27 protein-coding genes are annotated in these 25805 nt (G+C 57.7%); 17 read left to right on the top strand and 10 right to left on the bottom strand.

What is annotated here, in order from left to right:
• Positions 1-6: 6 nt before the first annotated feature.
• Positions 7-1422, top strand: a complete 1416-nt coding sequence (locus ACR0EV_RS16390) for an FAD-binding oxidoreductase (protein ID WP_480801059.1) — start codon at positions 7-9, stop codon at positions 1420-1422.
• Between the two features lie 37 nt (positions 1423-1459).
• Here ACR0EV_RS16390 and ACR0EV_RS16385 read toward each other — a convergent pair whose 3' ends face one another.
• Positions 1460-1942: a fasciclin domain-containing protein gene (locus tag ACR0EV_RS16385; protein WP_480801058.1), complete on the bottom strand. Its 483-nt coding sequence runs from the start codon at positions 1940-1942 to the stop codon at positions 1460-1462.
• Between the two features lie 169 nt (positions 1943-2111).
• Complete coding sequence (locus ACR0EV_RS16380) at positions 2112-2651, bottom strand: adenine phosphoribosyltransferase (protein WP_480801057.1); 540 nt, start codon at positions 2649-2651, stop codon at positions 2112-2114.
• 325 nt (positions 2652-2976) lie between these two features.
• Here ACR0EV_RS16380 and ACR0EV_RS16375 point away from each other — a divergent pair, with 325 nt between their 5' ends.
• The gene (locus tag ACR0EV_RS16375) at positions 2977-3150 is read left to right on the top strand and encodes a hypothetical protein (RefSeq protein WP_480801056.1); all 174 of its coding nucleotides are present in this window, start codon (positions 2977-2979) and stop codon (positions 3148-3150) included.
• 7 nt (positions 3151-3157) lie between these two features.
• On the opposite strand, the gene ACR0EV_RS16370 is transcribed toward ACR0EV_RS16375, so the two are convergent.
• Positions 3158-3787, bottom strand: coding sequence for a LysE family translocator (locus ACR0EV_RS16370; protein ID WP_480801055.1), 630 nt, complete (start codon positions 3785-3787; stop codon positions 3158-3160).
• Positions 3788-4038: 251 nt separating this feature from the next.
• Between ACR0EV_RS16370 and ACR0EV_RS16365 the strand changes: the two genes are divergently transcribed.
• A complete protein-coding gene (locus tag ACR0EV_RS16365; protein WP_480801054.1) occupies positions 4039-4887 on the top strand; it encodes an alpha/beta hydrolase in 849 nt (282 codons plus the stop codon).
• A gap of 2 nt (positions 4888-4889) precedes the next feature.
• Here ACR0EV_RS16365 and ACR0EV_RS16360 read toward each other — a convergent pair whose 3' ends face one another.
• Both ACR0EV_RS16360 and ACR0EV_RS16355 read right to left on the bottom strand, forming a co-directional pair.
• Positions 4890-5762 carry an S-methyl-5'-thioadenosine phosphorylase gene (locus ACR0EV_RS16360; RefSeq protein ID WP_480801053.1) on the bottom strand — a complete coding sequence of 291 codons (873 nt, stop codon included), beginning with the start codon at positions 5760-5762 and terminating at the stop codon, positions 4890-4892.
• A gap of 66 nt (positions 5763-5828) precedes the next feature.
• Positions 5829-6464 (bottom strand): hypothetical protein, encoded by a 636-nt coding sequence (locus ACR0EV_RS16355; protein ID WP_480801052.1) that lies wholly within the window; start codon positions 6462-6464, stop codon positions 5829-5831.
• A gap of 91 nt (positions 6465-6555) precedes the next feature.
• Between ACR0EV_RS16355 and ACR0EV_RS16350 the strand changes: the two genes are divergently transcribed.
• Positions 6556-8190 carry a SulP family inorganic anion transporter gene (locus ACR0EV_RS16350; protein ID WP_480801051.1) on the top strand — a complete coding sequence of 545 codons (1635 nt, stop codon included), beginning with the start codon at positions 6556-6558 and terminating at the stop codon, positions 8188-8190.
• A gap of 33 nt (positions 8191-8223) precedes the next feature.
• Here the strand turns inward: ACR0EV_RS16350 and ACR0EV_RS16345 are convergent, their stop codons facing one another.
• Both ACR0EV_RS16345 and ACR0EV_RS16340 read right to left on the bottom strand, forming a co-directional pair.
• Entirely contained in the window at positions 8224-8862 is a 639-nt protein-coding gene (locus ACR0EV_RS16345) for a CatB-related O-acetyltransferase (RefSeq protein WP_480801050.1), read from the bottom strand.
• Entirely contained in the window at positions 8862-9467 is a 606-nt protein-coding gene (locus tag ACR0EV_RS16340; RefSeq protein WP_480801049.1) for a flavin reductase family protein, read from the bottom strand. Before ACR0EV_RS16340 ends, ACR0EV_RS16345 begins: the two co-directional genes overlap by 1 nt.
• A gap of 71 nt (positions 9468-9538) precedes the next feature.
• Here ACR0EV_RS16340 and ACR0EV_RS16335 point away from each other — a divergent pair, with 71 nt between their 5' ends.
• The 5 genes from ACR0EV_RS16335 to ACR0EV_RS16315 all read left to right on the top strand — a co-directional run bounded on the left by ACR0EV_RS16335 (position 9539) and on the right by ACR0EV_RS16315 (position 12596).
• The gene (locus ACR0EV_RS16335) at positions 9539-10033 is read left to right on the top strand and encodes a GNAT family N-acetyltransferase (protein ID WP_480801048.1); all 495 of its coding nucleotides are present in this window, start codon (positions 9539-9541) and stop codon (positions 10031-10033) included.
• Between the two features lie 52 nt (positions 10034-10085).
• Entirely contained in the window at positions 10086-10829 is a 744-nt protein-coding gene (locus ACR0EV_RS16330; RefSeq protein ID WP_480801047.1) for an EcsC family protein, read from the top strand.
• A gap of 135 nt (positions 10830-10964) precedes the next feature.
• Complete coding sequence (locus ACR0EV_RS16325) at positions 10965-11426, top strand: NUDIX hydrolase (RefSeq protein WP_480801046.1); 462 nt, start codon at positions 10965-10967, stop codon at positions 11424-11426.
• 72 nt (positions 11427-11498) lie between these two features.
• Positions 11499-11954, top strand: coding sequence for a DUF1178 family protein (locus ACR0EV_RS16320; protein ID WP_480801045.1), 456 nt, complete (start codon positions 11499-11501; stop codon positions 11952-11954).
• Between the two features lie 3 nt (positions 11955-11957).
• Entirely contained in the window at positions 11958-12596 is a 639-nt protein-coding gene (locus ACR0EV_RS16315) for an SDR family NAD(P)-dependent oxidoreductase (protein WP_480801044.1), read from the top strand.
• Here ACR0EV_RS16315 and ACR0EV_RS16310 read toward each other — a convergent pair.
• Positions 12590-12946: a hypothetical protein gene (locus ACR0EV_RS16310; RefSeq protein ID WP_480801043.1), complete on the bottom strand. Its 357-nt coding sequence runs from the start codon at positions 12944-12946 to the stop codon at positions 12590-12592. The genes ACR0EV_RS16315 and ACR0EV_RS16310 overlap by 7 nt on opposite strands.
• A gap of 165 nt (positions 12947-13111) precedes the next feature.
• Here ACR0EV_RS16310 and ACR0EV_RS16305 point away from each other — a divergent pair, with 165 nt between their 5' ends.
• From ACR0EV_RS16305 to ACR0EV_RS16280, 6 genes are all read left to right on the top strand, one after another.
• Positions 13112-14350 (top strand): aspartate kinase, encoded by a 1239-nt coding sequence (locus ACR0EV_RS16305; protein ID WP_480801042.1) that lies wholly within the window; start codon positions 13112-13114, stop codon positions 14348-14350.
• A gap of 46 nt (positions 14351-14396) precedes the next feature.
• The gene (gene ptsP, locus ACR0EV_RS16300; protein ID WP_480801041.1) at positions 14397-16640 is read left to right on the top strand and encodes a phosphoenolpyruvate--protein phosphotransferase; all 2244 of its coding nucleotides are present in this window, start codon (positions 14397-14399) and stop codon (positions 16638-16640) included.
• 149 nt (positions 16641-16789) lie between these two features.
• Positions 16790-18235 (top strand): glucose-6-phosphate dehydrogenase, encoded by a 1446-nt coding sequence (zwf, locus tag ACR0EV_RS16295; protein WP_480801040.1) that lies wholly within the window; start codon positions 16790-16792, stop codon positions 18233-18235.
• A gap of 3 nt (positions 18236-18238) precedes the next feature.
• Entirely contained in the window at positions 18239-20044 is a 1806-nt protein-coding gene (gene edd / locus ACR0EV_RS16290; protein ID WP_480801039.1) for a phosphogluconate dehydratase, read from the top strand.
• Positions 20045-20047: 3 nt separating this feature from the next.
• Positions 20048-20680, top strand: a complete 633-nt coding sequence (eda, locus tag ACR0EV_RS16285; RefSeq protein ID WP_480801038.1) for a bifunctional 4-hydroxy-2-oxoglutarate aldolase/2-dehydro-3-deoxy-phosphogluconate aldolase — start codon at positions 20048-20050, stop codon at positions 20678-20680.
• Between the two features lie 51 nt (positions 20681-20731).
• Positions 20732-21922: a pyridoxal-phosphate-dependent aminotransferase family protein gene (locus tag ACR0EV_RS16280; RefSeq protein ID WP_480801037.1), complete on the top strand. Its 1191-nt coding sequence runs from the start codon at positions 20732-20734 to the stop codon at positions 21920-21922.
• A gap of 21 nt (positions 21923-21943) precedes the next feature.
• Here the strand turns inward: ACR0EV_RS16280 and ACR0EV_RS16275 are convergent, their stop codons facing one another.
• Complete coding sequence (locus tag ACR0EV_RS16275; protein WP_480801036.1) at positions 21944-23059, bottom strand: pyridoxal phosphate-dependent aminotransferase; 1116 nt, start codon at positions 23057-23059, stop codon at positions 21944-21946.
• Positions 23060-23145: 86 nt separating this feature from the next.
• Between ACR0EV_RS16275 and ACR0EV_RS16270 the strand changes: the two genes are divergently transcribed.
• Positions 23146-24216 (top strand): SMP-30/gluconolactonase/LRE family protein, encoded by a 1071-nt coding sequence (locus tag ACR0EV_RS16270; RefSeq protein WP_480801035.1) that lies wholly within the window; start codon positions 23146-23148, stop codon positions 24214-24216.
• 66 nt (positions 24217-24282) lie between these two features.
• Positions 24283-25065, top strand: coding sequence for a crotonase/enoyl-CoA hydratase family protein (locus ACR0EV_RS16265; protein ID WP_480801034.1), 783 nt, complete (start codon positions 24283-24285; stop codon positions 25063-25065).
• Between the two features lie 368 nt (positions 25066-25433).
• Here ACR0EV_RS16265 and ACR0EV_RS16260 read toward each other — a convergent pair whose 3' ends face one another.
• Positions 25434-25766, bottom strand: a complete 333-nt coding sequence (locus ACR0EV_RS16260; protein ID WP_480801033.1) for a DnaJ family domain-containing protein — start codon at positions 25764-25766, stop codon at positions 25434-25436.
• Positions 25767-25805 lie beyond the last annotated feature (39 nt).

Here is a 25805-nt window from a genome sequence, read left to right as displayed (position 1 = left end):
AAACGTATGAGTTTGAACCCCGCCGATGCCCGTTTTGCTGCACTGATCCATTCGACATTAGGCGATGATATCCTGCGCCCCGTTGAAGACCGGTATCTGGAAGAACCGCGCGGGCGGTTCGCTGGCCAGATCGGTGTGCTGGCTGTTCCCCGAAGCACCGAAGAGGTTGCCACACTGGTGCGGTTGGCAGCAGACGAGCGGGTTCCAGTTGTGCCTTATGGCGGTGGCACGGGGCTGGTCGGTGGGCAGGTGATGTCGGAAGGTCCAGCGCCTTTGATGATCTCTTTGGAGCGCATGACATCCATTCGGTCTGTATTCCCGACTGAAAACATCTTGATCGCTGAAGCCGGAGCCATATTGCATGACGTTCAGGCTGCGGCAGGCGAGGCTGATCGGTTGTTTCCACTGTCATTGGCGGCGCAGGGGTCCTGTCGGATCGGGGGCAACCTGTCGACCAATGCCGGGGGCGTCAATGTACTCCGCTATGGCAACGCGCGCGATCTTTGTCTGGGGCTTGAGGCTGTGCTGCCCAACGGTGAGATCTGGCATGGACTCAGCCGCTTGCGAAAGGACAACACCGGCTACGACCTGCGTGATCTTCTGATCGGGGCCGAGGGCACATTGGGCATCATTACGGCCGCGTCCCTCAAACTGTTTCCAAAGCCTGCTGTTCAGGGCACGGCCATGTTTCAGGTGGCTTCACCCGAGGCGGCCATTGACCTGCTGGCGCTGGCACGGGATCAGGTGGGCGAAACTGTCAGCACTTTTGAACTGATCCACCGGCAAGGGTTTGATTTTCTGTCAGAGGTTCTTCCAGACGTCCGCCAACCGTTTAGCACTCGGCCAGAGTGGAGCGTATTGATCGAACTGGGTCTGGCTTCTGGTCAATCGTCTTCAGATGCGTTGGAGAGTCTTTTTGTTACCGCCGAAGATCGCGGGCAGGTTCAGGACGGCGTGATTGCACAAAGTGAAACCCAGCGTTCTGAACTTTGGGCGGTACGCGAACGCATCCCCGAGGCCAATCGTTTGGTCGGTTCGGTTTCGAGCCATGATATATCGATTCCAATTTCCAGAATTCCCGATTTCATTCGCGAAGGTGGAAAGATGATCGCTGAACTTGGCCCGTACCGGATCAATTGCTTTGGGCACCTTGGGGATGGCAATCTGCATTACAATGTGTTTCCACCTAAAGGTCACAGCCGATCAGAATTTGATGATCAACGCGGTGCGATCAAACAAGCCGTGCATGATCTGGTTGACGCCTATGACGGCTCGGTCAGTGCTGAACATGGGGTGGGGCGTTTGAAGACCGACGATCTGGAGCGTTACGGCGATCCGGTCAAGCTGAGCGCGATGCGGGCCATCAAGGTAGCTTTGGACCCGCAGGGCATCATGAACCCCGGAGCGGTCCTGAAAGTGTGAACACGGCCCACGTCGCGGGCCGTGTCCGGTAGTTCCCTTACGACGCAGGCAGGATCACCTTGTCGATCACATGGATCACGCCGTTCTTTGTCTCGATGTCGGCCTGAACCACGTTGGCATCGTTGACCATCACACCAGAATCCAGATCGATTGTAATGTCGCCGCCCTGAACAGTTGCGGCGGTCATGTCGTCGCTCAGATCACCTGACATGACCTTACCTGGCACAACATGGTAGGTCAGAATGGCAACCAGCTGATCCTTGTTTTCTGGCTTCAGCAGGTCTTCAACAGTACCTTCAGGCAAAGCCGCAAACGCATCATCGGTTGGGGCAAACACTGTGAACGGACCTTCGCCTTTCAGCGTGTCCACCAGTTCTGCGGCCTGCACTGCAGCAACAAGTGTTTCAAAGCTTCCTGCGGCAACAGCTGTGTCGACAATGTCTTTGCCGTGACCATCGGCCAAAGCGGTTGTGCTGAGCAGGATAGAGGCGACACCAGCGGCGGCGAATTTGCGGAACATATGCTAAACTCCCTAGGTTAGAATGCTTCAAGCAGCATCACCCGGGGTACGCGGTGACCTCACGGCAAGATCACTTGTTTTGTACCGATTTGCGACTTGATGAACAGAAAAGCCGCGCTAAGCCAGCGCGGCTTTGAGTTTCCAGTCACGTTTTTGTGAAGTTTTTTGGTCAGAGCCCTTCAAACTCGCACAGCACGTGCACATCCATGCCCATCTCTTCCAGAACTTTCCGGCCCCCCAGCTCGGGCAGATCGATGATGAACGCGCATGAGATGATTTCGCCCCCCAGCCGTTCGATCAGCTTAATTCCTGCCGCCGCCGTGCCGCCTGTGGCCAGCAGATCATCGACCACCAGTATCTTTTCGCCGGGTTGGATGGCGTCGTCGTGGATTTCGACAATCGCCTCACCGTATTCAAGCTTGTAGTCTTGGCTGATTGTGGTTCCGGGCAGTTTGCCCTTTTTGCGGATCGGCACAAAACCAACACTCAGCTGATGCGCAATCGCACCGCCCAGAATAAAGCCACGCGCTTCAAGCCCAACCACCTTGTCGATCCTTTCACCGGCGTAAGGGTGTAGCATCTGGTCGATCGCCATCCGAAACCCTCGCGGGTCGGCAAACAGGGTTGTCACATCGCGAAACATGATCCCTTCGTGGGGAAAATCGACGATGGTTCGGATGTAATCTTTGACAGATTTATTTCTGGACATGGGCCAACCCTTTTAGCGTCAAAACACGCAAGGGTGTTTGGCCCATCATACGGCACCATGCAAGGTGCCATTCCGGCGCACTGTCAGGAGCGGCGGCTCATGATAGCCTTGGGCAGGCTTTTGTAGCGGTACAGCGTGGCGGGCAACCAAGAGAGGTGCGGTTTGCGCCAATTGCGTTGATCTCGCAATAGAAATGCCTGAGCAGCATGAAGGTTCATTGCCATATTCCTTTTATTGTTGTTAAGTGCCCGATAACGACAATCACTATGCTATGTATATACAATGCATCGACTAAAATTGCAAGATGATGTTGGGGACAGCGCGCGTGGCTAAGAAAGACGGCAAGGGATCGACCAAGAAAAACAGTCAGCTGGTCCTGCGCTTGGACAAGGATGAGCGCGACGCTTTTGTCGAGCTGTGCAAAGAGCTGGATACGTCAGCCGCGCGCGAAATCCGCCGGTTTATCCGGGGTTTCATGAAGGAACACGTTGAGGACTAAACGCGCCTCAGGCTGGGCGGCGCAGAACAGCCGTCGCGACGCCCATTCCGATCAAAGTCAGCCCACCAAACCGCGTCAATGAAGTGATAACGCTGGCACGGCCAATCACGCGCCGCAGCCGGTCAGCCAGCAGCGCATAGGCCAATGCGTTCAACCAGGCCAGACCAACAAATGTCGCGATCAGGATGACGAATTGCGGACCCAGCGGATCGGCTGGACGCAGGAATTGCGGAACAAAGGCGATGAAAAAGGCGATGGATTTCGGGTTCAGTGCGGTCACGGCAGCGGCGTGCCCAAACACATTGCGCGCCGTTACATCGCGGCCTGTATCGACCGCGTTCAGCCCAGCGGACGGTGCGCTTCGCAGTAGTTTGATCCCAAGCCAGACCAGATAGGCTGCTCCGATCCATTTGAGCACTGAAAACAAGGTGGCTGAGGCCAGCACCAGCGCGCCCAACCCCAACAGAGAGGCGGTCATCGCAATAAGATCCCCCAACGCGACCCCGGTTGCCGAGGCCACAGCGACGCTGCGGCCTTTGGACAGCGCATAGCTAAGCACCAGCAACACAGTCGGGCCGGGGATCAGCAGCAAAGCGGTGGAAGCGGCGACAAAAGCCAGCCAGAGTTCAAGCGACATGGGGTCTCCTGTAAAGGTGTCGTCACACCAAGCCCTTGTATACTGCCAACGTCAAGCCTCTGCCTTGATCGTTTGGCTGTTTTTGAAGCGACAAGATCTAGCACCTGTGCGTTTCCTGCCTCTGAATCGCAAAGCTCATGGCTTTAGGCAGTGTGACAACGGCTTGAAGTTTGGATGAAGCTTTGCTCATTCATCTTGAAACGGTTCAGAACCTGCCCAGACTAAGGGGCGTAACTTCGCAGGAGGCAAAGGTGCAGATCCAAAGTACAGATGCCAATACGTTGAGGCGGATAGATCGTATCAAACGGTTGCTGCTTGGCCTCTTGCTGGCCGGGGTCGTCGTATATTGCCTCATCGTTGGATATATGTACTTCAACCAACAGTCGTTGCTTTACAAGCCAGACGGTGAATTGCCGGATCCAGCCTCGGTTTCTTTGGCGGATATCGATGTGCTTTCGCTGCCTATGTCCGACGGAACTGTTCTGACAGCTTGGGCCGCGCCGGCAGCCGCCGAAGGTGCCCCGACCGTATTGTTCTTTCATGGCCAGAGCGGCAATCTGAGCGACCGCGCGGACCGGTTCCGAGAGATACTGAACAGTGGCTACGGGCTGCTGGCACCCAGCTATCGCGGGTTTCCGGGCAGCGCAGGCACGCCATCCCAAGCGGATTTGATCTCGGACGGATTAGAGTTGTTTGACCAATTGCACAGCACCGGAGAGCCAGTTGTTCTACATGGCCAAAGCCTTGGTACAGCAGTGGCTGCGGCGGTGGCAGCGCAACGGCCCGAGGCCGAGATGCTGGTGCTGGAAGCGCCGTTTACAGCGACCGTGGATGTGGCAGCTGAACGCTACCCTTGGTTGCCCGTAGCAGCCCTGATGCGTGACCAGTTCGCCACCCGAGACATTATCGACACAATCGGGGTGCCGACGTTGATCTTCCACGGTACCGACGATCAGACCGTTCCCGTGCATCACGGAGAACGCCTTGCCGACATGGGCGGCGAAGGGGTGGAGTTCTTCTCGATTCCCGACGGAACCCACAACGACTTGTGGTCACATGGTCTGTGGCAAACCGTTCAGGACCGCTTGCCACAAAGGTAACGTCAGAGAATGCGTCCTGCCACTGCGTCCAGCTTGGCCAAAAGCGCAGGGTCGCGTTTGTCAGGGGCAGTCAGGATCGCGTATTCCAAGGCCCTGTCACAGCCATGCGGGCAAGGTTCACGTTCAGCCCCCAGCAACGCAGGCAGACCTTTGACCAATGCACGGCCCTTGTCAGCGTTGCCGGTCAGCGTGGCGATGATGGCGGTCACGTCAACCTCACCATGGTCCGGGTGCCAGCTGTCATAATCCGTGACCATCGCGACCGAGGCGTAACAAAGCTCGGCTTCTCGGGCGAGCTTGGCTTCGGGCATGTTGGTCATGCCAATCACATCACAGCCCCATTGCTCGCGGTACATCTTGGATTCTGCGAGGGATGAGAATTGAGGCCCCTCCATAGCCAGATATGTGCCGCCACGATGGATGTTGATGCCTGCGGCTTTCCCCGCTGTTTCGCAGGCGTCCGACAGGCGCGGACAAGTCGGATGTGCAACGCTGACATGAGCCACACACCCACTTCCGAAAAAGCTCTTATCCCGCGCAAAAGTCCGGTCAATGAACTGATCGACAATCACGAAGTCGCCGGGTGCCATATGCTCGCGAAACGATCCGCAGGCTGAAACCGAGATCACGTCCGTCACGCCCAGCCGCTTCAACGCGTCGATATTGGCGCGGTAAGGCACATCGGTTGGCGAATGCACGTGGCCGCGCCCGTGTCGCGGCAAAAAGGCCATTTCAACCCCGCCCAATGATCCGGTCAGGATTTGGTCCGATGGCGTTCCCCATGGAGTCTCAACCTCGACCCATTCCGCGTTTTCCAGCCCGTCGATCTCATAGATGCCTGATCCGCCAATAACGGCAATCTTGGTTTGGGTCACAGTCCAGCTCCACGTATTGAATTGCTGTCGGATTTGTGCGGGTTGGGGGTGCATTTTACAAGGGGTCTAATCCTGGTTCGGCAGCAGGTTACGCAGGCGAGACTGTGCCCTGAAATCAGCCCAGGCTGAGCCGAATGCATCCAGTGACCAGGTTAGGTCCTGCGATTGCCCATGCCTGTCACGAAATTCAAAGCGATACGCGTCCCCGGCCAGCATGGCATCTAACAGGTCTTCGGCACGCTGATCTTCGAAGGTGCAGCCAAGCCCGGTCAGGCAACCGGGACGCCGCGTGCGCCAGATGGTTTCATTACCCTTGTCGATGCGAAACCCGGACGGATTGAAAAGGGTGCCGGGTTCCATTCCGAATTCCACCTTGAAATCTTGGGCCTCTGGAGTAATGAAAACGAACTGTGCCGCAAATTTCGGTCTGGGCGAAAACACCTCTGCCCGTCGGATGTAGCACCGCTGCTTCAACGCGCCGTGTTCTTCGCGCTCGTCGCAGAGCGAACTCCATATCCCGAAAATCTCATGGTGGGTGACCCGCCAGTTCCCGGCCGTGTCGTTACCTTCCAGATCCTGGGCCAGACCGGGAAGGGCTGAGACGAGTAGAAGGATGATCCAACGCATGATCACACAGTTGGTTGCTGAACCGTAGACCCGCAAGTCACGTTGCCGCGAGGCCAAGGTATGCACGGGACGCATAGCCGCTTCCCGCCTGCTGCGGTGGCTCAAAAGGTGTGCGGCCGCTACAAGGTCGCCTTCGCGCGAACATAAAACCCTATAGGACTAACCAATGCCCCGAGCCTTGCTGGCAAGTTTTGCCAACCGCGTCGCCATACCTGATCTGCGCTGGGTGCCAGATGAGGGGCTGACCTTCTCTCGCTTGCGGATCGAGCTTTTGTCCGGCCTGACCGTAGCTCTTGCGCTAGTGCCCGAGGCTGTGGCCTTTGCCTTTGTGGCTGGCGTGCACCCGCTGGTTGGTCTGTATGCGGCGTTCCTGGTTGGCCTGATCACGGCACTGATCGGTGGGCGGCCCGGCATGATCTCGGGCGCAACCGGCGCTTTGGCCGTGGTTATGGTGGCGCTGGTGGCCGAGCATGGGGTCGAATACCTGTTCGCGACTGTTGTTCTTATGGGAATTCTGCAGGTTATCGCCGGAGCTATGCATTGGGGGCGTTTCATCCGCTTGGTGCCCCACCCGGTGATGCTGGGCTTTGTGAACGGTCTGGCCATTGTGATCTTTCTGGCCCAGATGGGGCAGTTCAAAGTACCCGGAACCATGGAAAACACCGGCCATGGCATGAGTGGTGGTGAATGGCTGTCGGGGATGCAGCTATTTACCATGCTGGGTCTTGTGGCGCTGACCATGGCAGTGATCTGGGTCATGCCGCGCATCACGCGCATCATTCCTGCACCTCTGGCCGGTATTTTGGTGGTCGCGGCACTGGTGATCGGCCTGGGACTGGACGTGCCGCGCGTTGGTGATCTGGCGTCAATTGAGGGCGGTCTTCCCACCTTCCACATCCCGATGGTGCCGCTGAACTGGGAAACTTTTGAGATCATACTGCCTTATGCGGTCATTCTGGCGGCCATTGGTCTGATCGAATCCCTGCTGACCCTGAACCTTGTGGGTGAGATCACCGGAAAACGCGGCGGGGCCTCGCAAGAGTGTATCGCGCAGGGTGCGTCGAATATCGTAACCGGGTTCTTTGGAGGCATGGGCGGCTGCGCGATGATTGGTCAGTCGATGATCAACGTGAAATCCGGCGGACGTACCCGAATCGCAGGTATCGCTGCGGCGCTGTTCCTGTTGGTCTTTATCCTGTTTGCCTCACCCCTGATCGAACAAATCCCGCTTGCTGCTCTGGTCGGTGTGATGTTCATGGTGGTGATCGGGACCTTTGCCTGGAACTCGTTCAAGATCATGCGCAAGGTTCCCATGACGGATGCGTTCGTGATCGTGCTTGTGACTGTCGTGACCGTTATGGAGGACCTTGCGGTTGCCGTTGTGGTCGGCGTCATCGTCTCGGCCCTAGCCTATGCCTGGAACAACGCCAAACGCATTCACGCCGTTACCCGCGACTCTGAGACCGAAAAGGGCGCGAAGGTCTACGAAATTCAAGGACCGCTGTTCTTTGGGTCTTCTGATGGTTTCATCGAACTGTTCGACGTCCCGAACGACCCTGCAACCGTGATTGTTGATTTTGCTGAAAGCCGCGTTGTGGATCAATCAGCCTTACAGGCCATCGAAAACATCGCTGCGAAATACGAGACCGCAGGCAAACGCGTTATGCTACGTCACCTGAGCCGCGATTGTCATAAGCTGTTGAACAAGGCAGGACACCTGATGGTCGACAGTGACGACGACCCGGATTACGAACTGGCGGTCGATTATTCCGTCCGTACCGGAATTCTGGGCGGGCACTGACTTCAAAAGGCGGCTTTAAAGGCCGCCTTTTTTTCACGAAGCCAATTGTTCCAGCACCTCGATATCGCCCGACAATAGTGCGTCCTCGGCCTCAGATATCCTTTCGGCAGGCCAAACCCACCATTTCAAGGCGAGCAATCGATCAATGGTGTCTTGCTCAAACCTGAATCGACGCACCTCGGCTGGATTACCGGTAACGACCGCATAAGGTGGGATCGTTCCGCGCACGACAGAGCCTGCTCCGATTATTGCGCCGTCGCCAATTTTCGCCCCCGGCATGATCAAAGCACCATAGGCGATCCAAACGTCGTTTCCGATCACGGTGTCACGCGTGTCTGGCTGATATTCCAACAGCTTTGCAGGATCGAAAACCGGGAACGGGTAGCACGTCGCTCCATCCATTGCGTGGTTGGCCGATGACGTGATGAACCGAACGCCGTGGGCGATTTGACAGAACTTTCCAATCACAAGACGTTCGCGCGAAGATGGAAAAAGAAATGGGGCAAGGCGAGAGGCCCAATCCGTTGGCGCTTCGAAATCAGACGCATAGCTGTATTCACCCACCTGAAAGCGAGGGTGATCGATGGCTTGATTGAGGAACACCGTCCCCAAGTGTTCGGTTCCGTCAGGCAGGGTCACCGGGTAGCGATGAGAGGCGTTGGGTAGGGGCATTAATCATCTGGCCTTGATAGGCTGAACAACTCGGTCACAACGGCATAGTCCCGGTATCCAAGCCGTGCCAGCGGTTGAAACGATGTCACATCGAATTTTCCGTCTTGAATGTGATCGTCATGCAGGTGAATTCCTGTCACTTCACCAAACACCACCCGATTCGCTTCGCCGGGCAAGGTGACGATCTGGATGAGCTTGCATTCCAGTGCAGCGGGCGCTCCCTCAATCCGGGCGCAGGGGATGGTATTGCACTCAACAGGGGACAGCCCTGCGTGGGCAAACTCATCAATTTCTTTTGGCAGGCCTGCTGAACTTGCGTTCATCGCGTCCCGATGCGCATGAGCCACCACGTTGACGCAAAAAACGCCCGTTGCTTCGATATTGGCGATGCTGTCTTTGCCGCCATTTTGGTCGTGTTTGGTGCCGGTTGTGGCAAACATAACCTGCGGTGGCGTGTAGGCGACGCCATTGAAAAAGGAATAAGGCGCCAGATTGTTGATCCCATCTGCATCCCGAGTTGAAATCCAGCCGATCGGGCGCGGTGTGATTATGGCGTTGAATGGGTTGTGCGGCAGGCCGTGGCCGTCTTCGGGGCGATAGAACATCTGATCTCCAAGCGTTTGCCCAAGGCGTAGCGAAGTGCTAGGGCGATTTCCAGCAAGGAAAAGAGGGCAGGGTGCAGCAATTCGGGATCAGGCCGGAAGAGCCGGACGATTGGTGGGAGGTCGAAGCTCTCTATGACCTGTGCTTTGCGCCGGGTCGCGAGGCTTTGTCGTCTTATCGATTGCGCGATGACGTGCCTCCGGTTGAAGGGCTGTCTCTGGTCGCGCGGGATGGTCAGGGCATTTTGGCCGGTGCGATCCGGTTCTGGCCCGTTCATGTAGGCGATCACGATGCCTTACTGCTGGGGCCAGTTGCCGTACACCCTACTCATCAGGGCGAGGGGCTGGGCGGGTATCTGATCCACGCAGGTGTTGAGGCAGGGCGCACGCGCGGTTGGCAGCGGGTCATGCTGGTGGGTGATGAACCGTATTACAAACGGTTCGGATTCGCGCGTTTGAGTGGGGTCGAGATGCCGCCGCCCACCAATCCTGACAGGGTTTTGGGATTGGAATTGAAACCCGGCGTCTGGTCCGGGGTAGAGGGTGCAGTGACCCGTTGGAGCCGCTGACCTATTGAATCCACGCTGCGCAACGCCGATGTTGGTAGGCAGGAGGTCGTAGATGCAGAACGTGGTTCTTATCGAAAACGTGGATGCCGAGGCCGAACTGGATCGTCTGGCGGATTACTACCGATCTGCCGCTGGTGCTGGCGTCAAACTTTTGAACAAGCTGGGTGGATCAGCCGAATCCTTGCTTGAACAGTTGCCGGAGCCGGTGCGGCATGGCTTGACCGGAGCAACCGAGCAGGCTTTGTGGCTTGCGATGCACGCCGCGCAAGGTTCACGGCGCGCCGTTCCCGATCAGAAACCCTGGGTGAATACCGCTGTCACGACAGCCATGGGTGCGGCTGGCGGGCTGGGTGGGGTTTCAACAGCTTTGATGGAATTGCCTGCAACAACAGCTATGCTGCTGCGCGCCATTCAAGGGGCTGCGGCGCGCGAAGGATTTGACCCTACAGCAGAGAATGTGAAATTCGACTGTGTGCGGGTTCTGTCCGCTTCGGGGCCGCTTTCTCATGATGATGGCGCAGATCTTGGCTTTTTCTCGGTTCGCTTGACCCTTACAGGGCCCGCTATGCAGCGCCTGATAGCAGCGGTTGCACCGCGTTTTTCGATTGTGCTGGGGCAAAAACTGGCGGCCCAGTCTGTACCCGTACTTGGAGCCTTAGCCGGCGGTGGGACGAACTATGTCTACACGCGGTACTATCAGCAGATCGCACGCGTACATTTTGGATTGCGACGGCTGGCAATCGACGCCGATATTCCCCATGACAAACTGGTGCGGCAACTCGCGGCCCGAATGTAAATTTGCGCATCAAACCTGCGTCTGACTTGGCGATAAACACATTATATGGTATTTTGTTGTATGCCTTGTACCAAATGGGTTCGCTTTGATCCTGTGTGCGAAGGGCGGGATTTTGGCCGAAGGGACCGCCAGGCAATGAAACAAAGGCTGCTGCGTCCTGAAGATCTGAACGCTGCGGAACAGCCCGTTTTGCAGCAGGCTGCGGCATTGTGTTACCGGATCAAAGGCAACCGGCCCGAGGTGTTGCTGATCACGACACGCAAAGCGCAACGTTGGATTATTCCCAAAGGCTGGCTCATACCGGGTTTATCCCCAGTTGAAACGGCGTTGCAGGAGGCGTGGGAAGAGGCGGGTGTTTCTGGTCAAAGCAGCGGGGTTCGTCAGGGTCAGTTTCTTCATCACAAGCATCAACTGAATCGTCCACCCGTGTTGATTCTGGTGGATGTGTTCCCGGTTCACGTGCGATCCATTTCACAGGAATTCCCGGAACAGGGAATACGCAAACGCAAGTGGTATCCGCTCAAAAAGGCGGCTCTTAAGGTACATTCACCCGGGCTGTCCAATCTGTTACGAGACTTTAAGCCATACGCACATTAAGATCAGGCCAGAGAGGCTTGATATTGTCATTCTGGTCGGTATCTATTCGCCAATCGATTTTTTGGACTGAACATGATTCAATACGCGTTGAAATGCAGTGAAGGCCACACGTTCGACAGTTGGTTCCAATCCGCCGAAGCCTACGACAAACTGGCCGCGGCCGGGATGGTAACCTGCGCGGTCTGCGGTTGTGAGCAGGTTGAAAAGGCGATCATGACGCCGCGCGTGCGTCCGGCACGAGACGCGCAACCGAAACTTCAACCAGCGCCTGCTGCAGAAGAGAAAATCGATGTTGCCACCCCGTCGCCGGAAATTGAGAAGGTCTTGGCCGAGATGCGGCGGCATGTCGAAGAAAACTCGGATTATGTCGGCAAGGATTTTGCCAGTGAGGCGCGCAAGATCCATCTGGGCGAGGCCCCGGACCGCGCCATTTATGGAGAGGCCAAGCCAGATGAGGCAAAATCGCTGATCGAAGATGGCGTGCCGGTCGCTCCGCTGCCCTTTGTCCCCAGTAGAAAGACGAACTGACATATGCATGTCGTGATCACCGGCGCCAATCGCGGGATCGGACGCGCTCTGTCCCAGCGCTACAGCGACAGGGGCGAAGCTGTTACCGGAACGTCGCGCGATGACAGCGCGCAATTGTGTCTGGACGTAACGGATCCGGCGCAGCAAGCGGCAATGGCTGAACGGTTGAAGGATCAGCCCGTCGATCTTCTGATCTGCAATGCAGGTGTGTACCTGGACAAGGGCCACACGATCAACGACTACCCGGCCGAGATATGGGCGCAGAGCTTTGCGACCAACGTTACCGGCGTGTTCCTGACCATTCAGGCCTTATTGCCCAATCTTCGCGCGTCAGGCGGTAAGGTGGCGATCCTGTCGTCGCAAATGGCGTCGCATACCCGCGCGCCGGGTGGCAGCTATATCTACCGCGCGTCCAAAGCGGCGGTGTTGAACTTGGGTCGCAACCTGGCGACCGACCTCAAGCAAGACGGAATTGCCGTTGGTATCTATCACCCTGGCTGGGTTCAAACCGATATGGGGGGTGTCGCGGCTGACATTCATGTCGACCAGGCCGTGTCCGGCCTGATGGACCGTTTTGATGCGTTGTCGCTGGCCACCACAGGGTGTTTTGAAACCTATGACGGGCAGCCGCACGCTTATTGAGCAGCCAGTGCGGCCTTGGGGATCTCGTAGACCTCGCCGGGATCAATATAGACCACCATCAAATCGCCACGCGTTTCATACGACATCTTCGAGGTCGAGCTGCTGGATTCCGGCACGCCATCCTTGAAATAGATGTTGCGTACTTGTCCGCCGCCCAGCGCAACGGCAAGCGTTGTTGTGCCGTCATCATGGCGGCGCAGCTCTGCATTGCAGCTTTGCAGCGGATCACCTGCATTGGCGGCGCAGGGCACAGTTCCCAATGCGTTTTGGCCATCAGTCCCAGCGACACTTGCGACTTGGGCCAGGGCTGGCGATGACATTAGAGCAACGGCAAGGGCTAGGCGAAACATAAAGAACCTCTTGAATTGGTTGTTGTCCGCAGGCTGACACCGAGCTCTTGCAATGTAAAGCGGCCCTGCGCCGCAGGCAGACGCCTTTTGCGCCCTTGCTCTTGGGATGCCCCTCGCATATGAGGCACGGAACCTCTAATCCACGGCGCGGAGACTTTTGCCCCCATGCCCTTACTCGTAATGAAATTCGGCGGTACGTCTGTCGCCAATCTGGACCGCATCCGCCGTGCTGCCAAGCGCATTGGAGTTGAAGTTGCCAAAGGTTATGACGTAATCGTCATCGTCTCGGCCATGTCCGGCAAAACCAACGAGCTGGTGGGCTGGGTGAATGAGACGTCGCCGCTGTTTGATGCGCGTGAATACGATGCTGTTGTGTCCTCGGGTGAAAACGTGACCGCTGGTCTGATGGCCCTGACCTTGCAGGAAATGGATATTCCCGCCCGCAGTTGGCAGGGCTGGCAGGTGCCGCTGCTGACCACCAGCGCTCACAGCCAGGCCCGGATTGAGGAGATTCCGACCGAGAATCTGAACCAGAAATTCGGTGAAGGCATGAAAGTGGCTGTTGTTGCAGGTTTTCAGGGCCTTAGCCCTGAGGGCCGGATCACAACGCTGGGTCGCGGCGGATCGGACACCACGGCTGTGGCCTTTGCCGCAGCGTTCGGTGCCGAGCGGTGTGACATCTACACAGATGTGGATGGCGTCTATACCACTGACCCACGCATTTGCGAAAAGGCACGCAAACTAGACCGTATTTCGTTCGAAGAAATGCTGGAACTGGCATCGCTGGGTGCGAAAGTGCTGCAAACCCGCTCGGTCGAGCTGGCGATGCGCTATAAAGTGAAACTGCGCGTTCTCTCAAGTTTCGAAGAACAATCCGACGAGGCCGGTACTTTGGTCTGCGACGAGGAGGATATCATGGAATCCAATGTTGTGGCCGGTGTGGCCTATTCCCGTGACGAAGCCAAGATGACCGTCGTATCGGTGGCCGACCGCCCTGGTATCGCCTCGATCATCTTCACCGCACTCAGCGATGAGGGTGTGAATGTGGACATGATCGTTCAGAACATCTCGGACGAGGGTCGCACGGATATGACATTCTCCTGCCCGACCGATCAGGTGGCCCGCGCTGAAAAAGCGCTGACGGCGATCAAAGAGGCCGGCGAGTTGAACTATGCTGAGCTGGTTGCCGACAATGACGTCTGCAAGGTCTCGGTTGTGGGAATCGGTATGCGCTCGCAGTCGGGTGTTGCGGCTAAAATGTTCAAGGTGCTCTCGGATGAGGGGATCAACATCAAGGTCATTACAACCTCCGAGATCAAAATTTCCGTTCTGGTCGACAGGAAATACATGGAACTTGCTGTTCAGGCACTGCATGATGCCTTTGAACTGGACAAGGCGGCCTGAGCTTTTCAGCCAAGGGTCTCGCCTGACACACTAAACTGGGTGGGCCATGGCGGACGGCACCGAAACAGAATCTCGCAAGCTGCTGCGGCGGTTGCGCGAAGAAATGGCGAGCGAAGCCGCCGGTCAGGAGCGACTTGACCGGATTACCCACCTGATTGCCGACAGCATCCGGGCCGAGGTGTGCTCGATCTACCTGTTCCGCGATGAAGAGACGCTGGAGCTGTGCGCGACCGAAGGTCTCTCTCCTGAATCGGTCCATAAGACACGGATGCGTATGGGCGAAGGTCTTGTGGGGCGCGTCGCCAAGTTCGGCAAGGTCGTAAATACCGCGGACGCGCCGGCCGAAAAAGGGTTCCGCTACATGCCGGAAACCGGTGAGGAACGGTATTCGTCCTTTCTGGGTGTTCCGGTTCAGCGCCTTGGGGAAAAGCTGGGCGTTTTGGTTGTCCAGTCGCGTGAGGCGCGCGAATTTTCTGCGGATGAGGTTTATGCGCTGGAAGTGGTCGCGATGGTTCTGGCCGAGATGGCCGAACTTGGCGCTTTTGTTGGTGAAGGCGCTGCGTTGTCGCCCTTGCACCAGCAATCTGTTCAGCTAACCGGTGGTCAAGCGCAGGAAGGGTCTGCCGAAGGCCATGTCTGGCTGCACGAACCCCGCGTGGTCGTTACCAACCCGATCGCCGAAGACCCGCACCGAGAGCGTGAGCGACTGGTCGAAGCGGTCGACGAACTGCGCGTCGGTGTCGATAAGATGCTGGAAATCTCGCAGGACGGCGACACGGAACAGCTCAAGGTGCTGGAAGCGTACCGGATGTTTGCCAATTCCAAAGGCTGGATGCGGCGGATGGAAGAAGACATTGCCCTTGGCCTCAGCGCTGAAGCCGCAGTTGAGAAGGAACAATCTCAGGCCCGCGCGCGGATGGGGCAGGTCACAGACCCCTATCTGCGCGAGCGCCTTGCGGATCTGGATGATCTCAGCAACCGCTTGCTGCGCATTCTGACCGGTCAGGGCAAAACCGACAGTGCCGATTTGCCACCTGATCCAATACTGGTCGCGCGCAACATCGGTCCCGGAGATCTGCTGGAATATGGGCGGGCGCTGAAAGGGATCATACTCGAAGAGGGCTCGGTAGGCAGCCATGCCACTATCGTCGCACGTGCATTGGCAATCCCGCTTGTGGTGCATGTGGGACGGATCACGACCGAAGCGTTGAACGGCGATCATGTACTGGTCGATGGCGATCAGGGCGTCGTGCACTTGCGCCCCGAAGATACCGTGGTCAGCGCATTTCGCGACAAAATCGCAATGCAGGCCAAGGCGCAGGAGCGCTATGCGTCGATCCGTGAAACGCCCTGCGTCACGCGGGACGGGTCGCGCATCAATCTGGTTATGAACGCGGGCCTGATGGCTGATTTGCCGTCGTTGGGGACCTCAGGCGCCGAAGGTGTGGGGCTATTCCGCACCGAACTGCAATTTCTGATCCGAAATCAGATGCCGAAACGGTCGGAACTTGTCACGCAATATCAACGTGTTCTGGATGCGGCGGGGGACAAACGAGTTGTGTTCCGCACCCTTGATATCGGGTCAGACAAGGTTTTGCCCTATATGAAACATGTGGCAGAACCAAACCCGGCGCTGGGTTGGCGCGCCATTCGGGTTGGGCTGGACAAACGCGGCGTCATGCGGATGCAATTGCAAGCGCTTCTGAGGGCAGCCAATGGTCGGCCGCTGACAATCATGTTCCCATTTGTGGCCCAAGCCGATGAATTCCGTGAAGCCCGCTGGGAAGTGAACAAGACCATCGAGCGCGAGAAACGTTTGGGTCACGTTCTGCCTGAAATGCTTGAGGTTGGTGCGATGCTGGAGACACCATCGCTGGCCTTTGCCCCACAAAAGTTCTTTGACGAGGTGGACTTTATCTCGATCGGCGGTAACGACCTCAAACAGTTTTTCTTTGCCGCCGACCGCGAAAACGAGCTGGTGCGCCGGCGCTACGACACACTGAACGTCAGTTTTCTGAGCTTGATGGAGCGGATCGTCGAACGCTGTGATATATCGGATACCCCGCTTAGTTTCTGCGGCGAGGATGCGGGCCGCCCGGTCGAGGCACTGTGTCTGGCGGCTATGGGGATACGGACATTGTCGATGCGCCCGGCCTCGATCGGGCCGGTCAAAAGCCTGCTGTTGCGCTGCGATTTGACGGAAGTGCGCAAAATCATTGCCGATGCCCGCCATCGTGGCGAACAAAGCGTACGATCAGCCGTGATGGAATGGCTGCGCAATCAAGGATAACGAGCAATTTGCCCGGTTTTTCGTAAACTCCGCTTGATTTTTTCATGGGGTCTTTCTAATACGCAGGCAATGTTAGCGATAACAATTCCTGTATTGCGCGGTTCCGCGTCATGCTAGGTTGATATCGGCACACTCAAAAGGAGCCTGTGATGGTTTCACGCGTCATTCCGGTAGAACCATTTGATCTGGTGCTATTTGGGGCCACCGGTGATCTGGCACAACGCAAGATCCTGCCGGGCCTGTGCCATCGTTTCGCGATTGGTCAAATGCCCGACGGTGCGCGGATCATCGGCACGGCGCGATCAGAAATTGATAGCAATGGTTTCCGTGATCAGGTCCGCAAGTCGATGCAGCAATTTGCACCAGACTTTTCGTCCGAGACGCTGGACCGATTCTTGGCACATGTCGAATATGTACCCGTGGATGCTTTGGGTGAGGCCGGGTGGTCTGATCTAAAAAAACTGGTGCGCGATGATGTTGTGCGGGCCTTTTATCTTTCCGTAGGGCCAAGCCTGTTTGCTGGCATTGCCCAGCGGTTGCATGACACCGGCTTGGCGACACCCGACAGTCGCATCGTTGTTGAAAAGCCGTTTGGTCATGATCTGGCCTCGGCCAAGGCACTCAACGAAGGTTTGCGCGCCTGTTTTGAAGAGCATCAGATTTATCGGATCGACCATTACCTGGGCAAGGAAACCGTGCAGAACCTGATGGCGCTGCGCTTTGCGAACTCGCTGTTCGAGCCGCTTTGGAATTCCACCCATGTGGATCACGTTCAGATCACCGTGGCCGAAACCGTGGGCGTCGAAGGGCGCGGGGCCTATTACGATCAATCCGGTGCAATGCGGGACATGATCCAGAACCATCTGGTGCAATTGCTGTGCCTTACAGCGATGGAGCCGCCTTCGAAATACGCACCAAACGCCGTGCGCGATGAAAAGGTCAAAGTCATCGAAGCGTTGGAGCCGGTCGAACCCAAGGATATCGCACGTGGCCAATATCGGGCGGACAAGGGCGAGGGCGGCTATGTCGATCATGTTGGCAACCCCGCCAGCCGAACCGAAAGCTTCATTGCCCTCAAGGTTCATATCGGCAACTGGCGCTGGGCGGGTGTGCCTTTCTATCTGCGTACCGGTAAACGTCTGCGTGCGCGCGAATCCGAGATTGCGGTGTTCTTTCGCGATCCGCCTCACACGATTTTCCCCAATGTCGGTCCGCTGCATGGCAACGTGCTGGTGATCCGTCTGCAACCCGACGAAGGCATTACCCTACGCACCACGATCAAGGATCCGGGGCCGGGCGGGTTCCGCCTGTCGGATGTGGCGCTGGATATGAGCTTTGCCGATGCGCTTGGGGCAGAAGCGCAAGCCCCGGACGCCTATGAACGGCTGATCATGGATGTCATCCGAGGCGATCAGACGCTATTCATGCGCGGCGACGAAGCCGAGGCCGCCTGGGCCTGGGTCGATCCCATCATTCAGGGCTGGGAACAGCGCGGAGACCGCCCGTCCCGTTACGATCAGGGCAGTTCCGGCCCCGAAGAAGCACTGATGCTGATGCATCGCGATGGACGCCGCTGGCGTCAGATCGGAGGGTAATCAATGGTACATTCAGTCATTGCCGACGTCACCAAACGGATCGTAGACCGCAGCGCCGATCTGCGCGGTCCGCATCTGGAACGCATGGAGCAGGCAAAGTCCAAAGGCCCCGCCCGTGCGCATCTGTCTTGCAGTGGTCAGGCCCACGCCTATGCGGGTGCGGGTGAAGATCAGCAGTCCATGGCCACCGGCACCGCAGGCAATCTGGGAATTGTCACCGCCTATAACGACATGCTGTCAGCGCATCAGCCGTTTGAGCGTTATCCCGAACTGATCCGTCAGGCGATCCGCGTCGCCGGGGGCACCGCGCAGGTCGCGGGTGGGGTTCCGGCGATGTGCGACGGCGTCACGCAAGGTGAGGCGGGGATGGAACTGTCGCTGTTCTCGCGCGACGTGATCGCATTGGCGACCGGAGTTGCCCTAAGCCACAACACATATGACGGCGCGGTGTTCCTTGGGGTTTGCGACAAGATCGTACCCGGGCTGGTCATCGGCGCGCAGGCGTTTGGCCACCTGCCAGCCGTTTTCCTGCCTGCAGGTCCGATGACCAGCGGGTTACCGAACGACGAAAAAGCCAAGGTCCGCCAACAATTCGCGGCCGGAGAGGTGGGCCGCGATGCGCTCATGAAGGCGGAAATGGCTGCTTATCATGGCCCCGGCACCTGCACCTTTTATGGCACCGCCAACACAAACCAAATGTTGATGGAGTTCATGGGCCTGCATCTGCCGGGCTCCAGTTTTGTCAATCCTAACACGCCCTTGCGTGATGCCTTGACCGAGGAAGGCGCGCGCCGCGCCCTGTCGCTCAGCGCGTTGGGCAACCATTACACACCTGTGTGCCAGATCCTTGACGAACGAGCTTTTGTAAACGGCATCGTGGGTCTGATGGCAACGGGTGGATCGACCAACCTGCTGATCCACCTGATCGCTATGGCGCGGGCAGGTGGTATCGTTCTGGATTGGGAAGATTTTTCCGACATCTCTGCTGTGGTGCCGCTGGTTGCGCGGGTCTATCCCAACGGTCTGGCGGATGTGAACCACTATCATGCCGCCGGTGGGCTTGGGTATACCATCGGCACGCTGCTTGAGAACGGTCTACTACACCCTGACACCCTGACCGTGGCAGGGCAGGGCCTGCACAATTACACCAAGGAACCCAAACTGATGGACGGAGACCTTGTGTGGCAGGACGGCACCGACCACAGCCTGAACGAAAAGATCCTGCGCCCGGCCAATGATCCGTTCCAACCTACCGGCGGTCTGTCGCGCCTGACGGGCAACCTGGGCACCGGGGTTATGAAGGTTTCAGCCGTTGCCCCCGAACATCAGGTGGTCGAAGCACCTGTACGTGTGTTCCATGATCAGGATGACGTCAAAGCGGCCTTCAAGGCCGGAGAGTTCACGGATGACGTCATCGTTGTCGTGCGATTCCAAGGCCCCAAAGCGAATGGGATGCCTGAATTGCATTCGCTGACCCCTATTCTATCGATCCTGCAGGGTCGTGGACAAAAAGTGGCGCTTGTCACAGATGGCCGTATGTCCGGTGCGTCGGGCAAAGTTCCCGCAGCAATCCATGTCTGTCCCGAGGCGCTGGACGGCGGCGCCATAGCGCGTTTGCAGGATGGCGACATCCTGCGTGTTGATGCGGTGCAAGGTCAGTTGGAAATCCTGACCGAAGGCGTGCTGGACCGCCCAGTTGCCACCGCCGACCTATCAGCTAATCAGCACGGTGTCGGGCGTGACCTTTTTGGTGCGTTCCGGCGGAATGTCGGATCTGCCGACACAGGCGCCAGCATTTTCGGAGCATAAGAGATGACGAAATCCCAACGCACCCGCGAAATCTGCGCACTTGCGCCCATTGTTCCTGTGCTGGTCGTCGAAGACGCAGCAAATGCACGCCCTTTGGCCGAAGCGCTGGTCGCCGGAGGCTTACCCGCGCTTGAAGTCACATTGCGCACACCTGCCGCATTGGATGCAATCCGGGCCATGGCGGAGGTGCCCGGTGGCGTGGTCGGTGCAGGTACACTGGTGACACCCGAAGACGTTCGCGCCGCCAAGGAAGCAGGTGCCATGTTCGGTGTGTCTCCGGGGGCCACGGAAGCATTGATTGCCGCGTGCGAGGCAGAAGACCTGCCGCTTTTGCCGGGCGCCGCCACCGCAAGCGAAGCGATGGAGTTGTTGGGAAAAGGCTATGACATGCTGAAATTCTTCCCGGCCGAAGCTTCGGGTGGTGCTCCGGCATTGAAAGCAATCGGTGCGCCTCTGCCACAGATCAGCTTCTGCCCAACAGGTGGCGTGTCCCCTTCTAACGCCCTTGATTACCTGTCTTTGTCCAACGTGGTCTGCGCTGGCGGCAGCTGGGTCGCGCCGAAGCATCTGGTCAATGCCGGGGATTGGGCGGGTATTGAAGCGCTTGCGAGCGAAGCCTCGAAGCTGATGGATTGACGCCGCCAAAACCCTTGCTAGGGTGTGCATCAATTCAGACAGGTTGATCTTATGACAAACCAAATTTCGCTCGTGCAGGGGCGCGAGTATTTGGCCATTCCCGGCCCGTCGGTTATGCCCGACGCTGTATTACAAGCCATGCACCGCCCGTCGCCAAACATTTATGACGGTGAACTGGTCGAGATGATGCCGGCGCTGATCGCTGACCTAAAGCGCGTCGCACGGACACGACATGATGTGGCAATCTACATTGCCAATGGCCACGGCACCTGGGAAGCAGCGCTGTCCAATGTGATCGCGCCGGGTGAAACTGTGCTTGCTCCGGCATCCGGTCGTTTCACTCACGGATGGGCCGAAATGGCTGAAGGGGTGGGGGCCAAGGTTCAACTGATCGACTTTGGAACCGCCTCAGCGTGGGACTTTGACCAAATCGCCGATGCGTTGCGCGCGGATAAAGACCACCAGATCAAAGCCGTGCTGGCGGTTCATGTGGACACGTCCAGCTCGATCCGCAACGACATCCCCACGCTTCGCCGACTTCTGGATGATCTCGGTCACCCGGCATTGCTGATGGCTGATTGTATTGCCTCTTTGGGATGCGACCGGTTTGAGATGGATGACTGGGGCGTAGACGTAACGGTCAGTGCCTGCCAAAAGGGTCTGATGACCCCAGCCGGGTTGGGGTTTGTTTTCTTTAACGAAAAAGCTCAGGCCAAGCGGGCCACGATGCCGCGCGTGTCGCAGTATTGGGATTGGCAGCCGCGCGCAAATCCAGAGCTGTTTTACCAGTATTTCAACGGCACAGCGCCGACGCATCATCTCTACGGTCTGCGCGCCGCGCTGGATCTGATTCATGCCGAGGGGATCGAAAACGTTTGGGCCAGGCACGAACATCTGGCCAAAGCGATCTGGGCCGCGTGCGAAACCTGGGCGCAAGGCGGGGCCTTGCATCTCAACGTCACCGACCGTGCCCACCGCAGCCGTGCAGTTACGTCGTTGCGCCTGAGTGATGGCCGGGGTACCCCTTTGCGCGCCTTCACCGAAAACCAACTGGGTTTGACGCTGGGTATCGGTCTGGGGATGGAGGACTATGACGGCTGTTTCCGTCTCGGCCATATGGGGCATGTGAACGGGCAAATGATCATGGCGATGCTGGGGGGCATGGAAACCGCAATGGCTGCGCTGGACATCCCCCGAGGCGCAGGAGCGCTTGAGGCCGCCGCAACGACGCTTGCGACATAAACTGAGCCAAGCAATTTAATTTCAGCCGGCGCGTTCCTGCGCGTCGGCAAGCGCTTTTGGCAGGGCTGCGGCAAACGCGTCCAGATCCGCGGCCTCTCCACAACTGACCCGTATGCACCTGTTTTGAGGTGCAGCAAACGGCATCCGCACAAAAATCCCCTGTGCAACCAAAGAGTCCAAAACCGCTTTCGCAAAGTCTCCATCCTGACCGCAGTCAATTGCGACAAAGTTGGTCGCCGAAGGCAGGGGGTCCAACCCGTTCTCGCGCGCTATTGCAGCGATACGACCTCGTGCATCGGTGATCCGGGCCTGAACGTGCGACAACCAGGCTTGATCCTGCAGCGCCGCCAAGGCACCGGCTTGCGCCGCGCGGTTCATACCGAAATGGTTGCGCACCTTGTTGAAGGCTGCGATCAGATCCGGCGCACCCAAAGCATAGCCAACCCGTGCGCCTGCCAAGCCGTAAACTTTTGAAAAAGTTCGCATCCTGATCACTCGGGGATCATCTATATCAACAGGCGCAGCAGTCCCATCGGGCGCGCATTCCACGTAGGCCTCATCCAGCACCAACAGGCAGTCTTCTGGCATGGCATCCAATGCGGTCACAATATCTGCGCCCGAGTGCCAACTGCCCATCGGATTGTCAGGGTTGGCCAGATAAACCAGTTTGGCGCCCACCTCAGTTGCTTTGGCAAACAGAGCACCCGGGTCCTCATGATCACCGGTATATGGAACCTTGTGCAGAAGGCCGCCGAACCCGGCCACGTGATAGTTGAAGGTCGGGTAGGCACCGTCCGAAGTTACCACCGTGTCTCCGGGACCTATGATCAGACGCACCAGATACCCCAAAAGCCCGTCAATCCCTTCGCCCACAACGATATTCTCTGGCATCACGCCATGATGATCAGCCAGTGCATTGCGCAGATCATGGTTTTCGGGATCGCCATACATCCAGATTTCAGATGCGGCCTGCGCCATGGCCTTGATAGCCTTTGGCGAAGGGCCAAACACGCTTTCATTTGCCCCAAGACGTGCCGCGAACGGCGCCCCCCGTTGCCGCTCTTGCGTTTCAGGGCCGACAAAGGGCACGGTGGCGGGCAGGGATTGGGCAAGCGGTGTGTATCGAGGTCCGGTCATTTGGGCAGATAACCTCAAGCCCGCTCATTGAGCAAGCTTACAACGCGTTTGATCGCGCGGGATTGGATTGAAACAAGGGATCGCAAATGCGCATTTTGATCGCCGTCATTCTTTTGGGTGTTGCCTATCTTCTGTTTTGGCCTGTATCCGTTGCTCCTGTCGCCGTTGAGTTTCCGGAAGACGCTGGATTTACTGGGGACTTCGCGGAAAACACAGCGCTGGACGCCGCACAGCTGGTCCGCCTGCCCGGGGAAGAGGTTGGCCCCGAAGACATCGCTGTAATGGCTGATGGTACGGTGTATACGACAAGCCTGTCAGGCATACTTTACCGCGTTGACGGGGCTGAGCCTGTCGAGGTTGATCGCCTGGGTGTGCGACCTCTCGGTCTCAAGGCCGGGCCGGATGGCGCACTTTACATTGCGGACAGTTTTCGCGGTGTGATGCGATGGACCGGGCCGGGTACGTTGGAAACTGTGGTTGCTGACGTCAACGGTGCCCCAGTGATCTATGCTAACCAACTGGACGTGGCGCAGGATGGCACGATCTATTTCTCAAATTCAACAGACCGCTTCGACCCGGAAACCATGGGGGGGACCAAACCTACCTCGGTCCTGACCATCTGGGAACAGTCCGACACAGGCTATGTCGCGCGTCGAACGCCGGATGGTACGACCGAGAAGATCGCCGAGGGGTTCGTCTATACCAATGGTGTCGCCCTTTCACCTGATGAGGACTTTCTGCTGATTGCAGAAACGGGCCGTGCACGGGTGCACAAGCTTTGGCTGACTGGTCCCAAGTCCGGACAACAAGAAATTCTGATGGATAACCTGCCCGGATATCCCGACAATATTGAAGCGCAGGAAGACGGCACTTATTGGTTGGCCTTCGCCAGCCCGCGTGTACCGTCCGAAGCGCTGATGCCTTACCCGTTCCTGCGCAAGGTGATCTGGCGGCTGGGTCCGGCGGTGCGTCCGGCACCAATTCATCGAGGCATGGTGGTGCAATTCGATGGCGAGGGCACAATCCTGCGCACGTTACAGGACCCGCAGGGCCGCTTGGGCATCACAACCGGGGGCAAGATCGTGGACGATCAGTTCTATGTCATGACCCTCGATTCCCCATGGTTTGGGCGGATGCCTATCAGCGATCTGCCCTGACGTCGTAGTGGTATTCGGCCGCCGGGCCGGGCATGTTTGCAACACTGGAATTTCGAGAGGCCGCTTATGTCACGTGTATCCGTCACCTACCAAGATCATGTTGCCCATGTCACGCTGACACGGGGCGATAAGATGAACGCGCTGGATGACGCGATGATCAAGGCGCTGTTGTCCGCCGGACAAGAGGTTGCGGCCTCTGACGCCCGCGCTGTGGTTTTGTCCGGTGAAGGAAAAAGCTTTTGCGCGGGGCTGGACATGGCAAGCTTTGCGAAGATGGCGCATATGGATCCCACCGAATGGCTGATGACGCGCAGCCACGAAGATGCCAACGAGATGCAGGAACTGGCCCTTATCTGGCGCCGTGTCCCGGTGCCGGTGATCTGCGCCTTGCAAGGTGTGGCTTATGGGGGTGGCCTTCAAATCGCGCTGGGTGCGGACATTCGGATTGCGCATCCCGAAACCAAACTGGCCGTGATGGAGATGAAATGGGGTATCATTCCGGATATGGGTGGTATGGTTTTGTTGCCGCGCTTGGTCCGTTCAGATGTGCTTCGGCTGCTGACCTACACCGCGCGTCCCATAGGAGCGCAGCAAGCGGCGGATCGGGGTCTGGTCACGCAGCTTTCCGACGATCCGCTGACGGATGCTCTGGCCTTGGCCGAGGATATCGCCGGTCAAAGCCCTTCGGCCATCCGCGCTGCGAAGCGTTTGATCGAAGTCGCCGAAACGCAGGGGCGCACTGACGTTCTGATGGCGGAATCAGCTGAGCAGGTGGAACTGATTGGCAAGCCCGACCAGATGGAGGTTGTGATGGCGCAGATGCAGGGCCGCAAGCCCGAGTTCAAATGACCGCTTTTCCCGCGATCAGCCGGTTGGTGCTGTACACCAAACGAATGGACCAAATGGTAGACCTTCTACGAAACCCACTTTGGGTATGTTGTTCAACGGACCCCGGGTGATCGAATTGTTGAACTGGTCCCAAAATCAGGTGGCGTACATCTTCTTCTGCATCCGGCGGCCAAAGGTGCCCGAGAGGGGCAAGCCGCTGTGAAACTGGTTTTTGACGTACCGGATGTTGCAGGGTTTTGCGCCCAGGCAGCTGAGCGCGGCTTGGTATTCGGGCCGATTCATCAGGCTGACGGGTATCAGTTTGCAAATACCAAAGACCCATCCAAAAACTCTGTTTCCGTCTCGAGCCGCGCTTTCCTGAACAAGGGCTAACGCATAAAGGCCCGGCGTGCGTCGCGGGCCATATTGTAGCGCATTTCCAAATCGGCAATTTTGGCCATCGCGGCTTTGCGCTTGGCCGGGTCAGTCAGGTCGGCATAGGTCTGCCGTGCTGTTTCGAGCTGCTTCTTGATGTGGAACTCTTCCGGCATAACACCGGCTTGCGCCATGATCCAGTGACCTGCGGCGATGGCCGGATCTGTCATCGCTTCTAATGAACGGTCAGGCAGTGGTTGGCCTTCACCCTCCAATCCCTGCAATTGGCCCTCAGCCTGAGCTTTCTTGATCTGGCGTTCGACCAGTTTTGCCAACGATCCAAACATGGGTTTAGTTTAAGCGATCTGTAGCTTCACACAAACCAT

Source organism: Ruegeria sp. CF8, assembly GCF_056537285.1.
Note: the sequence above shows the minus strand (reverse complement) of the source record. Positions and strands in the feature narration are given on the sequence as shown.